Source organism: Armatimonadota bacterium (assembly GCA_037138755.1).
In the GTDB taxonomy this organism is placed as follows: domain Bacteria; phylum Armatimonadota; class Fimbriimonadia; order Fimbriimonadales; family Fimbriimonadaceae; genus Fimbriimonas.
Genome location: JBAXHT010000001.1, coordinates 621,197 through 633,648, shown reverse-complemented (window position 1 = coordinate 633,648; position 12,452 = coordinate 621,197). Strand labels below are relative to the sequence as shown.

Below are 12,452 nucleotides of genomic sequence, written 5' to 3'. Positions count from 1 at the left end.
GCTTTTCTTTATAAATGGATAACTGGAATCGCAAAGTCCTTCTCTGGCTGTGTGCCATTGCCGCGGTCGGCTTTTTTTACTTGGCCCACTCAATCAAAGGCTTGCACCGATAAATGCGACGCACAGGCAAGATCTAACAAACCGTTGCGTCGCTCTTCGACGGAGCCCCTGCACTCACGACAATTCCGGCTGCGATTAGAACGATGTTCTTGAGGATATACTGCCCAACGAGAGTCGGGAGCATGAATCCCCTGAACACTTCTCGGGGAAAGAACAGGGCCGGCGAGAACGTCCCGATCATGTGGGCGAGCAAGAAAAGAATCGCCACCCTTGGATAGCGACCTGAGATCAAGAGTGTTCCTAGGGCGCACTCGAACAGTGCCAGAGCCGGCAAGCTGATCCATGGCTGCACTAGACCGAACGAGAGAGCTTGGATAGTTCGCCCCGCCAGGGCCTCGGCGGGGCTAAGCCCGGGAACAAACTTTAGCACCCCAAACCAGCAGAAGATGACCCCCATCGAGATGCGAAGGATCGCCACGCAATGAGTCTCAAAAAATCTCGACTGAGTTAGGGACTGAACTTTCATGGAGAGCTTCAACGCGTCTCCCTTTCGGCAGTTCACCTTCCGGGACTTTAGACATCTACTTGGATTTTGTGAACCTGCTAGTGCGGAAGGCCGTCGCTAGGGTTAGCACTTCTACACTGAACACTCACTGTGGAGTGACGTTTTGCGAAGCATGCCCCGGTGGCTAAAAGTAGCTCTCAAGTGGTTCGCGGGAATCACACTTTTCGGATTCGCCTCCGCTGTCCTGATCTACATAAAGTTCAGCCAAGACCTGCGTGCGGCACATGAAAAGTTCAGGATTTTCGATGTTCTTGCACCAGTTGCAGTTAGCAAGTCGATCAGTTCAGGGGAGACAGAGGGTTCCTTTTCTCTTGATGAGCCAGAAGTTGGCCTTGCGACTAAGCTGGCTACCGATGAGCTAAAGACTAGGGTCTGGCGATATCGGGTCTATCCGAGTAGCAACGAGCCAGAAATGTACAGTGTTTGGCTGTTCGATGGAGGAAGCGGCCAGCTTTACTCCAGCGGGGCAACAAGAAGTGCTACGCCAAAAGAGAGGTCCATCACCGATTCGAATTGAGAGCTGACGCAAGGCGAAATCCGACAACCGACCGACCGGCACACCAACAAAGTAAACTACATGTCTATGCCAACCCCTCAAGCCGGCGAAGAAGTCGTGGTGATGCAGACCAACCACGGCAAGATTGTGATCGGATTCCTCGAAGACAAAGCTCCTCTCCACGTCGCGAACTTCAAGAAGCTCGCCACTGACGGCTTCTACAACGGTCTCAAGTTCCACCGTGTGATTCCTGGGTTCATGATTCAGGGCGGTTGCCCCAACACGCGCGACGGTGCGTCAGGAATGCCAGGAACCGGCGGGCCAGGGCACAATGTCCGAGCCGAGTTTAACGACACCAAGCACGAGAAGGGAATCCTTTCGATGGCTCGATCCTCCGATCCAAACTCGGCAGGATCGCAGTTCTTCATCATGGTTGCCAAGTCTCCACACCTCGACGGTCAATATTCGGCGTTCGGATATGTGATTGAGGGAATTGAAGTGGCAGATAAGATCGTTTCCTTTAGTGGTCCCGGCGACCGACCGACCACCCCGTGTATCATGGAGTCGGTCTCGGTAACGACCTGGCCTTTGGAGTCCTAAGATGAAAAAGTACATTTCCTTTCTTCCTCTCGCCCTGATAGTGGTCGGCTGCGGCTCGGACACCTATACTGGCGACGCAAACGTTGGCAAAGACATTAAGTCGAACTACTCGACGTCCGATTCTAAGGCCCCCGCAGACACGAGCAAGCCTTCCGAACCGGCAGCTCCATCCTCTGCCGCAGCGGCAATCGAAGATCCAACGTTTGCCAAGCCAAAAGACGGTGAAGAAGTCGCCGTGATCGAGACCAAGTTTGGCAATATTGTCCTCAAGTTCCGCCCCGACAAAGCTCCGAAGCACGTCGAGAACTTCAAGAAGCTCGCGCGAAACGGCTTCTACAATGGAACCATCTTCCACAGAGTAATCCCAGGCTTCATGATCCAAGGGGGCGACCCGAACACCAAGGACAAGTCAAAGACTGAAATGTACGGTCAAGGCGGACCAGGCTACACGGTTGACGCTGAGTTCAATAACTTGAACCACAAGCGCGGCGTTCTCTCCATGGCGCGATCACAAGACCCGAACTCCGCTGGTTCGCAGTTCTATGTCTGCGTCGGAGACTCTGAGTTTCTGAACAAACAGTACACCGCGTTTGGCGAGGCAGTTGAAGGAATGGATGTTGCCGACAAAATCGTCAATTCCCCACGAAACAGTAGCGACCTTCCGAACGAGCGAATCGAGATGAAAGTCCGACTCGCGAAGTGGCCAGTTAAGTAAGCGGAAAGCGCAAACAAGAAGCGGGAAGTCAGGGGTCTGACGTCCCGCTTCTTGTTAACCGCAATCTCAATCAAGCTTCCAATCTTTCTCGACCGACTTCCCACCGACCGTGATCCTCAGCTTGTAAGTTCCTACTGGCACGAAAGTCGCACGCTTGGACTCAAATGGGTCTTTGATGGCTTCTTTCGCATCTTTGGGAGCCGGAGGAGGGCCAACTATGATGCCTTCCTTAGTTAGTCGGAGTTCGAGAGCAGTGTTGTTCAGCCCTCGAATCACGTCCTGGTCTCGCTTCAGAACGACCTTGCCGTCCTTGTCAACAAGCTCGATAGTCCCCGCGCCGCTTGCTTTCGAGAAGAAGGAACACTTCAGTGTCGGAATACTAGGCGGCTCTGTCGTGTATGGTGCCCGTCGCTCGTAACCCCAGAGCGAGCTACGCGACATGTCATTGAGCAAGCTGATCGTGAGATCTGCACTCCGCTGCTCTTTTGTAACCGCAAGAACTGGCTTGAGCGGAAGCACGAAGCAGCCGCGAGCGTGAGTAGCGATGACAAGGTCATACTCGCGTTCCTGGATGACCATGTCGTGAACCGGAAGATGTCCGAGTGCGCCGCCCAAAACTTCCCAAGTAGTTCCACCATCGAAGGTGAGATAGACACCCATATCAGTGCCGACGTACAAGATGTCCTTGTTCTTCGGGTCCTCGCGCACGACGTTAATCGTTTCATGGGGCAGATTGCCAACGATCGACTTCCAGGTTTTGCCTTGGTCGGTTGACTTCCACAGGTAAGCCGACCAGTCGTCTTCACGGTAACCCGACTGTGAGCAGTAAAGGACATTTTCGTCGTACCGACTTGCGATGATCCGTGAGACCCACTTTTCTGGCTGAGGCGTAGGGATATCGATCCAGGTGTTCCCACCATCCGGGGTCATGGTGACCCTTCCGTCGTCAGCACCGCAGTAGATGAGCCCGAACTTGAGCGGACTCTCGCAGAGCTCTTTGATTGTCGAATGCGGAACGTCACCGTTGGGTCGGTTTCGAGTGAGATCGGGAGAGATGGGCTTAAATGTTCGGCCCCTATCAAACGAGCGGTAAAGCTTGTTGAATCCGATGTAGACGATATCGGCGTTGAACGAGGAAAGCTGGATCGGCGAGACCCAATTCGCACGCTGGACTTCGCCAGTTGCGCCTCGCGGACGGGCCGAGTAACGTTGATTGTTTTTGAAATCGACCGCATAGTGCGAGCCAAATTGGCTGGCGCCGTACATCAGATCGAACTCTGGACGAGGATCAATCGCAATCGCCGAACCGTCTCCGCCACCGACATCTTCCCACTTATTGGGGTTCGTTATTCCCAGAAGGAAGTCACTTGGTCCCTTCATTGTGCCGTTGTCCTGCAGACCGGTGTAGATGTTGTAAGGCGTTTTGTTGTCCACAGCGACCGTGGTAGATTGACCAACGCTGAGGTTCTCGAAGTGGAACCAGTTCTTGCCGTCATTGCGGCTGAGGTAGATTCCGCCATCGTTGCCAACCCAGACGTGATTGGGGTTTCGGGGGTCGAAATAGACGGCGTGGTGGTCAACGTGAACATCTCTGGTCACGCCATCCTTGAAGCTCTTTCCGCCATCGAGCGAGCGCAGCATCGGGACTCCGCAGATCCACACATCATCCGCATTCTTTGGATTCACGAAGACTCGTTCGTAGTAGTAGCCGCCCACGACCCCAAACGCCGTGACCTTTGCAAATGTCTTTCCTCCGTCGGTGGACTTATACAACTCATCGTCGTACTGACCGGGATCAAAAGCGTTCGGACTCTTAGCCTCGATTTTGGCTTTGACATCCGCCATCGTCATCTTGCCATCTTTGAGTCCAGTAAGGACCTCATCGAGCTTGCTATCGGCAGGCGCGTATTGCTTCCAGAACGGTTCAAGAACTGCCTTATCGACTTCCTGGAACATCTTTGCGTCGAGCTTCAGGAATCGCCGGGGCGTGAGGACTCCGCTCCGAACACGTTCGTCCTCCTCTTCCCATTTCTCGTTTTTGCCAGGATTCTCGACGAAGGCGTAGACGATCTTGTTGTCGCTCTTGGCCCAGGCAAGTCCAACTCGTCCGCAGCCTTCGCCGCTGGGAAGGGTTCCGATTGGCTTCCAGGAGTTTCCACCGTCTTCAGTTCGATAAACTCCGCTTCCAGGACCGGATTCAAGGAAGTTCCAAGCTCGCCGGTCGCGTTGGTACATCGCTGCGATGGCAACTTTGGGGTTCTTGGGGTCAAGCTGAATATCGATCGCGCCGGTGAATTCGTCCTTCTTGAGCACCTGCTTCCAAGTCTTGCCTCCGTCGCTGGTTTTGTAGATTCCTCGTTCTGGGTTATGGGAATAGAGGTGGCCGGTGACTGCGACCCAGACTGTGTTTTCGTCCTTGGGGTCCATCACGATTCGGCCAATGTGGTGGCTTTCGGGGAGGCCGATGAAACTCCACGTTTTGCCCGAGTCGGTGGACTTGTACATCCCGGTTCCCGAGTAGCTGGTTCGCTGGTTGTTTGCTTCGCCAGTTCCTAAGTAGATGGTTTTGCCATCTTTGCTCACGGCGAAGTCACCAATTCCGAAGCTGGGCTGGTTGTCCCACAGGCTCGTCCAGGTCTGTCCGTCATCTTCAGTTCGGAAGAGCCCGCCAGTCGCGAACGCCGCGTAAACCTGATTCGGGTTATTTTCGGGAGCTGTGATCATCATCACCCGTCCGCTCTGCGGCTCGGGGCCGACATTCTTCCAGAGGAAGCCCATCAGGAAGGACTCCTTTTCGAGCTGGAGACGCTTCTGGTAGGCGGCGTCGCGGTCAGCGGCGAGGGTTCCTCGAACGATGGTCGGGTGGAACTTCTCTCGTTCCGCTTTCTTGTCCCAGTCCTTAATTGGAGCTTGGCCAAATGCAACCGCCATGGCGGCAACAAGAAGGATGGAAGAAACGGTACGACCCATGCGCCCTAGTTTCTCATAACTAGCCGCAAAGTTGGTACTGTTCAGGAAATTTTCAGCCTAGATCCCAGATCGCTGGTAAGTAGAGACTCTGGGTCCAGCTCGCTTTTCAGTTTGCGAAACTCGCCGAGTGCTTCGCCCAAGTACGCAGCCGCATCCTCCGGACGCAAAGTAGAATCCTTCGCAAAGTAGAAACGCCCGCCATGCTTGATCGTGAGGTCGTTCATTTTGTGAGCGAGCTCCCAGAGCCTCGCTTTGTTCTTCGCCGTGACTTTGAAGTCGAGGGCCATCGAGTAGCCGTCAACCGCGTGGGAGAAAAGGAACTTATCGGGGCGGTGTCTCTTGAGAACTCCCAGAAACGACTCAAGACGATATTCCTGCTGAAGGCGAACCTGCTCGGCGAAGACGTGTTTGGCGTGTTCTTTCGGAACGAACGTTTGGTATTGGATGAACCCGCCGGGTTCGTAGGCCTTACGCCAATCCGGAACGTAGTCGAGCAAAAACGAGAACGCGACCAAGCTTTGGTCGTGCATCTTGTTGTTGCCGATTGTGCTGCTGGCGAACTGTTTGGCGGCGTTCAAGAACCGCATTCCGGCGCGGTTGCAGAGAACCTTGAGCACCTTCCAGACAAGCGACTTAGGGAAGAAACCGAGGATGAGTGCCGGGAGGTCTTGCTTTTCGGCGACTCGGCTCGCGAGATCCTCGCGCGCTTTGTACCAAGCTCCATGAAACTGGCCGCGCCCCGCCTTCGACCCCCGAGCAAAGCAATCGACCCAGGAGACCATGTAGTCCGAGTTATGCTCGTACTTCTCAAACAAGGCGAACTGCTCATCCCAGTTCTGAGCGGCTTCGGCCCAAACGTCGACGTTTCCGCTGGCAACGTGGTGCATCTGGAGCTTCACTCTCGTAATCACTCCCAGCAAACCGGCTGACGAGATGACGGCGAAGAACAGATCATCGGTCGGGGTTAGAACGCGCAGATCGCCGTTGGGGAACAACACATCCATGTCGATGACATGCTCGCCCATCGTCCCCTGGCAGTAATTGTTTTTGCCATGGACGTTCATGCCGAGCGCGCCACCGAGGGTTGGGTACATGGTTCCCGTCACGACAGGCGGCCAATATCCGTCTTCTAGGCAGTAACGCCAAAGGTTTTCGATGGTGACCCCGCTTTGGCAGTCAATGATGCCTGTCGAAGCATCCCAAGAGAGAATTCGATTCATCCTCGTGATGTCGATTAACAGGGTCTCGGAGCCTATGTTTCCGTCACCATAGCTGCGTCCGGCACCGCGCAACGTAACCTTCCGTCCCGCTGCGCGAGCCTCGTCAAAGACCGCTCTGATCTCATCAACACAAGTTGGCCGATAAACGTAGGCGTCGGCTGCTTGGGTCATTCCGTATCCCGCCACGCGGGTTATGCGTTGGGTGGAAATCATATCTTGAGCTTACGGAAGAGCGGACTCGGGATGCGCTTGATGATATAGAAGGCGATGCGGTGGGCGAGCTTAAGGTAGTGCTCCCCGTTCTTGTCAGCTTTGCTGAGAATGATGGACGCCGCCGTCGACGCCGACATCATGCCCTTCATGTTCAAAGCGGCCGTCATCTCGGTGTCTACCGGTCCGGGCTTGATTGTTGAAACGCAAACACCGCGATTCCGGAGTGCTTCGAGGTAGGTGTGGAAGAAAGCCTTCGAGGCGTTGTAAACCGGTTGCTTGTGACGTCCGCGGTCTCCTGCGACACTGCCGATTCCGACAAGGCAGCCATGCCCCGTATGCATGAATCGTTCGGCCGCATGATTGCACCATGCGACGGCGCCGCAAACATTCACGTCAAGCATTTGCTTGTCTTTGGTCCATGTGAATTCATTCGCTTCGATGATTGGCATCGCGCCGCTGTTGTAGATAAACAAATCTAGCCCACCCAGGTCTCGGGTAACGGTCTGGAACAACGCAGGGATTGCTTCGTAGTCGGTAACATCGTGAATAATCGGGGTCACTAGCCCGGGGAACTCTGCGGCAAGCTCCTGCAAACGGTCTGATCGGCGAGCAATTGCCGCGACCTTCGTGCCCGAGGAGGCAAGTTGGCGTACAAGTTCCCGCCCCATTCCGGATGAGGCCCCTACGACGATAGCGGTTTTGTATTTCATTGAATGAGGAATGGAAGTGGAAGTCGCTTGAGAGCAAGAACGGCACTGACAAGATATCCGACGAACACGATGATGAGTTGCTTGTCGCCAAAAACTAAGGATTCCGGTTCACCAGTTTCGCCGGAGCCAAACACAATGATGATGTACCGACAGATTCCGTAAAGCACCCACGGAGTGGTCAAGATTAGGGCGGGATACAAGTGTGCGGTCGGACTCTCGATCGAGTAAACGCTATAGCTCATTGCCGCGCAGGTCGCCGAGAAGGCGACCAGGATATCCAGGGATTGCTGAGAGTAATCAGCAAGGCTCTTGCGAGTCTCGCCGCCTAACTGCGCCTTGAGCATGAACTCATGGCGGCGCTTACCGAAACCGATCATCAAGGCGACGGTGGCGGTACACAGCAATATCCAGCCGGAAACTTGTTGCGAAATTGCTACTGCTCCGAGCACGACCCGGACGACAAAACCAGCAGCGATACACCCAACATCGATAATCGCTTGGTTCCTAAGGCCGAGGTTGTAGGCGATCTGTATCAGCAAATAAACAGCGAATACGTACAGAACTGGCGGGTTTGCCATCCAGCCCAAAAGCATTCCGACACACAGCAGACAAACCGCAATCACCGAAGCGACCGGAACCGGAATCCGCCCCGAAGCGATGGGACGATTCTTCTTCTTCGGGTGACGTCGATCCTTCTCAACATCAAAAATGTCGTTAACGACGTAAGTGGCCGAAGAGATCAAGCACATTCCGATGAGTGCCAACACGGTTTCTCGGACGTTCGCCCAGTCCTTCCAGCCCTTAGTGAAGACGAACGCGGCAAGGACGAAGACGTTCTTCGTCCACTGCTTTACTCGGATCAGTTTTGTTAGGTCGGTCAGCACTCACCCATAAGAGTATCAAACTTGATGCCACACAAGGCGTGTGTTAAAAAGACCAAACAATCTTTGCCGCCAATCGGTTCACGGTTGTTGGCGAATTCGGATCTCCGACGATCAGATAGTAGTCCGTGCCGGCAAACCCTGTGTGACGGAAGCTGAAATAGGCGTTGAGGTTATCACCGTTCCAAACAAACCGGCTCGAAACCAAGTCGGCGGGCGACATTTGGTAGGCAAGGGTTCCAATTGTCTGTTGGGTCAAAGTTTCGTTTGCGAGTCCTGCCGCCTGACGAAGAATTGTCTTCCGCAAAGAAAGATCAAGGTTCTTTCCTATCCGGAATGAGCTTCCGAAGTCGAACTGTCGGCTTGGCTGATCACTTAAAGTGCCCTCTTGGTAGCCAACGCCGAACCGCTTGAATCGATTGCTGATGTTGAAGTTCAGCCCGATCCAAGCGGTGTCGTCGAGCGATCCGAAGTAACGATAACGCGAACGACCAAAGTTGACCTGCATGTCATTTCGGAACTCCAGCGCCGCGCTGGAGTCCCATCCGCCTTCCTGAATATCTCCATCATAAGTGCGAAACTCTGTGGAGCTCATATTGAACGAACCACTTCTAACCGGTCCCTTTCGAAACTCATTGGACGCCGTGAGATAGACATAACCTCCACGGCGATCAGTCCAAGGAATAAACCCAAGTGAAGGATTAAACTCCGGAGTCACCCATGAGTAACGGGCGATGGCAAACACGTTTGGACGTTGATAACTGACAGCGGCGGTACCCGCGGTGTCAGTTTTGCTCCCACCATCCTTTTCTGCACTAAAACCAGCGTCGAAGCCAACAGTTCCTTTCCGGGTGTACATGGACGCACCAAAGCTTGAGTTATCTTTGCCGCCACCTTCGAATGTGCCAAACACTTTGTGTCCGCTGACCGGCGTGCTGATCTGCTCAAAGTTGACGACCGCTGTCTTCTGACCATCAAAGTTGTTCGTGTACAAAGCACCAAGCTTTTGCCGATTGTTGAGCTGGCCATAGAACTTAGCCCCCAAATCAAACTCTTGGATCCTGCGCGAGTAGAACATTCGACCGTAGGCGAACTGCCCGGTAAGGTCGAAAAAGTCACCGCCCTCGTTAAAGAACGGCCTCCGCTCGCCAAGGAATCGCTCAGTGCGAACGAAGTCAATGCCCGCGACAACGTCCTCAACATTTCGAAAGTCCGGGCTGAGGCTCATCAGACCGTTGAACTGGGGCGTAAACGCATAGCGGGCATCTAACCCGACGCGGTTTTGGAATCCCTCGGCCGTCACTTCCGGAGAGGTATAAGTCAAAAACTGCGTCCGAGGCTTTGGTGGTTCTGGCGGGTTGACACCGGTCCATGTTCCCATGTTCTCAGGGAGCGGGTTCTGATTTGCATTGGCCCATCGCTGCTCAAATAGACTCCGCCCGATCACTCGGGAGAAGTTGACGTTCATTTTAGCGTTCGCCTTAAAGGGATAGTTCAAGATCGTCCACGGAATCGACATCTCGCAGATCCAACCGTCGGCTACCCGAGAGGTTTTTGCAACCCATTCGCCCCTCCACTCGCGCTTTCCAGTTCGCCCACCAGCGATGTTCTCGGACTGCGTACCGAGCACATTCGCAGTAAATTCATTCTCCTGATCGAAGCTGTTGTTCCCAAAAGTGTTGATCGAGAAGTTGACGGTGTCTTCACCTTGGAACCGAGAGTTTGGAATGATCTCTCGTCCTCGAATCTGCGCCGGATCGCGGTCATGGCAATAAAAGGCGACATAAATCGACTTCTTGTCATAAGAGATCCAAACGTCCGATGGGTCAGGCGAGACTTTTCCGCTCACTGGGTCGAGCATCGGGCCGACTTTGGTGGCATCCGGCCATTCGCCAGGCGAAATTGTGCCGTCAATCTTGGGCGGTGCCTTCGATTCAATTGCCGTTAACACCGGCCCGGTTGCGGTAATCGTCCCCACGATTCCTACGAATAATAAAGAAAATAGAGCTCTCCCCATGTTGCGGATTGTAATACGCAACAGATTTCGCTTAGAACGCCCAGACAGCCTTAATGCTCAAACGATTCTGCGACGCGAGGGAGTTAGGGTCACCGTAGATGAGATAGTATTCTGCTCCAGCAAGGCCCGCTTTGCGGTAGCTGAAGTAGGTATTGCTCACCCCGTTGATGATCACTGTGCGAGTCGAAATCAACTGATCTGCAGCGAGTTGGTACTGCGCCGTGAAAATGCTCTGTTGATCCGAACCAGCGAGTTCCAAAACACTTTGGCGCAAGCCAATGTCCAGATTGTTTGCAATTCGCCAGCTCGAACCCAGGCTGTAGTAGCTGGATGGCTGATCCGATCTCACTCCGCTGTCATAGTTCAGGCTGAACTGGCGGAACCGGTTTGTCTTCCCAAAAGTGAGGCTGTATCCGACCGTCTCATCCTTCGACCCACTAAAGGTTGCCCTTGAGTAATTCACTCCCAGCCCAATATCCGAAAACGTCGAGATATCTCCAAAGATTGATAGCCCGCCCTGTTGGAGAACGTCTGTGTCGTAAGTTCGATACTGTTCGTAGAAAATGTCCAGTCGTGAGTCTCTGATCACACCCGACCGGTAGTTGCGGAAGAGGTCAACGAAGACGTTGCCGCCTCGGCGGTTCTGCCATGGAATGAAACCTAGGCTCGGGTTGAAGTCGTCCTCGACCCAGGTGTACCGCGCATTGATCCGCGTATTCGGTCGTTGATAGCTGAGCTGGAAGCTCCCCGCAGTGTCCGCATCTTCGCCTTGGTTCTGTTCTGACGTCAGCTCGCCGCTAAAGCCGATAGAATCCCATCGCTTGAAGAACCCTACTCCGAGTGCAGTGTTGGTGATCCCATTTCGATTGTCCATCACCATCGAAACGCGCTGGTTTTGGGTGCCCGAAATCGTGTTGTTCAGCTTGAAAACCGCCGAGGAACCTCCGCCCGAGCTCTTCGTGAGAAGTGCGCCAAGTGCAAGTTTCGGATTTAGCTGACCGTACGTCTTTGCCCCTATATCAAGCTGGTCGATCCGGCGGGAATAGAAGAGTCGCCCGAACGTAAAGCGGTCATTGAGTTCAAAGAACTGGTTTCCTTCGACGAAGAACGGCCTGGGATCGCTCAGGAAGCGCTCTGTTCGCACAAAGTCGTTCCCCGCGATGACGTCTTCGATGTTCCGAAAGTCAGGAGCCACCGTAATCAAAGCGTTGTACGTCTGAGTCAGAGGAATTCTTGCGTCGAGACCAATGCGGTTATCGACCGTACGCTCCTCTAAATCCAGGGCATCATAAACCAGAAACTGTGCCTTCGCTTTCGGTGGTGCGGGAGGCTGAACATCAAGCCACTGACCCTGGAGCTCGGGCAATGGATTCGTGCGGTAATTTGCCCAGCTCTGCTCATACTGCGTCCGCCCCTGGCGTCGGATCAGGTTCAAGTCCATGTTGATCGACTTCTTATCGGGATAGTTCAAGATCTTCCAGGGAATGAACATCTCGCATTCCCAACCCTTCTCGGTAGTGCGGGTCTTCGCCTGCCATTCGCCGCGCCATTCGCGTTTCGCGGCTCGTCCGCCTGCTATCCGTTCAGTCTGTGTTCCAATCGCATTCACGATGAACTCGTTGAGTTGATCATAAGCCCGAGTCCCGAAGGTGTTGACATCGAATGTGACGGTATCTTCGCCACGAAACTCAGCGTTCGGAACGACCTCGCGACCAATAATTTTTTCTGGCTCCGAATCCTCGCAGACGAAAGCACAATAAATCCCCTTCTCGCTATATCCGAGGTAAGCCTTTGTCAGATCGGCTTTTGGAGTTTGGGAAGTGACGCGATCTTTGAAGTCTTCGATAAGCGTCGCGGAAGCCCACTCTGCAGGGTCAGCATTGCCGTCAATGACCGGCACCGCCGTCATTTTCTTGGCGGTGATTTGCGGAACTTGGGGTCCACCCAACGCAAAAGTGGCGCAGGCAGACATGATGATGGGCAGTAAAAACTTCAGGGCAATGAT

The 12,452-nt window shown here is 53.9% G+C and carries 10 protein-coding genes; 3 read left to right on the top strand and 7 right to left on the bottom strand.

Annotation, left to right across the window (positions count from 1 at the left end; genetic code table 11):
* Window positions 1–133: 133 nt before the first annotated feature.
* Window positions 134–538 (bottom strand): DoxX family protein, encoded by a 405-nt coding sequence (locus WCK51_02980; protein ID MEI7575831.1) that lies wholly within the window; start codon window positions 536–538, stop codon window positions 134–136.
* 199 nt (window positions 539–737) lie between these two features.
* Between WCK51_02980 and WCK51_02975 the strand changes: the two genes are divergently transcribed.
* The 3 genes from WCK51_02975 to WCK51_02965 all read left to right on the top strand — a co-directional run bounded on the left by WCK51_02975 (window position 738) and on the right by WCK51_02965 (window position 2,436).
* Window positions 738–1,142, top strand: coding sequence for a hypothetical protein (locus WCK51_02975; GenBank protein MEI7575830.1), 405 nt, complete (start codon window positions 738–740; stop codon window positions 1,140–1,142).
* Window positions 1,143–1,208: 66 nt separating this feature from the next.
* Entirely contained in the window at window positions 1,209–1,721 is a 513-nt protein-coding gene (locus tag WCK51_02970) for a peptidylprolyl isomerase (protein ID MEI7575829.1), read from the top strand.
* Window position 1,722: 1 nt separating this feature from the next.
* Window positions 1,723–2,436 carry a peptidylprolyl isomerase gene (locus WCK51_02965; protein ID MEI7575828.1) on the top strand — a complete coding sequence of 238 codons (714 nt, stop codon included), beginning with the start codon at window positions 1,723–1,725 and terminating at the stop codon, window positions 2,434–2,436.
* Window positions 2,437–2,502: 66 nt separating this feature from the next.
* On the opposite strand, the gene WCK51_02960 is transcribed toward WCK51_02965, so the two are convergent.
* The 6 genes from WCK51_02960 to WCK51_02935 are packed head-to-tail and all read right to left on the bottom strand — an operon-like array spanning window position 2,503 to window position 12,419.
* Window positions 2,503–5,406 (bottom strand): glycosyl hydrolase, encoded by a 2,904-nt coding sequence (locus WCK51_02960; protein ID MEI7575827.1) that lies wholly within the window; start codon window positions 5,404–5,406, stop codon window positions 2,503–2,505.
* Between the two features lie 41 nt (window positions 5,407–5,447).
* Complete coding sequence (locus WCK51_02955) at window positions 5,448–6,839, bottom strand: FAD-binding oxidoreductase (GenBank protein MEI7575826.1); 1,392 nt, start codon at window positions 6,837–6,839, stop codon at window positions 5,448–5,450.
* Window positions 6,836–7,549, bottom strand: a complete 714-nt coding sequence (locus WCK51_02950) for an SDR family NAD(P)-dependent oxidoreductase (protein MEI7575825.1) — start codon at window positions 7,547–7,549, stop codon at window positions 6,836–6,838. The genes WCK51_02955 and WCK51_02950 overlap by 4 nt, the downstream gene beginning before the upstream one ends.
* Window positions 7,546–8,433: a decaprenyl-phosphate phosphoribosyltransferase gene (locus tag WCK51_02945; GenBank protein MEI7575824.1), complete on the bottom strand. Its 888-nt coding sequence runs from the start codon at window positions 8,431–8,433 to the stop codon at window positions 7,546–7,548. Before WCK51_02945 ends, WCK51_02950 begins: the two co-directional genes overlap by 4 nt.
* Window positions 8,434–8,476: 43 nt before the next feature.
* Window positions 8,477–10,447 (bottom strand): DUF5916 domain-containing protein, encoded by a 1,971-nt coding sequence (locus WCK51_02940; protein ID MEI7575823.1) that lies wholly within the window; start codon window positions 10,445–10,447, stop codon window positions 8,477–8,479.
* A 31-nt stretch (window positions 10,448–10,478) separates the two neighbouring features.
* On the bottom strand, window positions 10,479–12,419 hold the full coding sequence (locus tag WCK51_02935) for a hypothetical protein (protein MEI7575822.1): 1,941 nt from the start codon (window positions 12,417–12,419) through the stop codon (window positions 10,479–10,481).
* Between the last annotated feature and the right edge of the window lie 33 nt (window positions 12,420–12,452).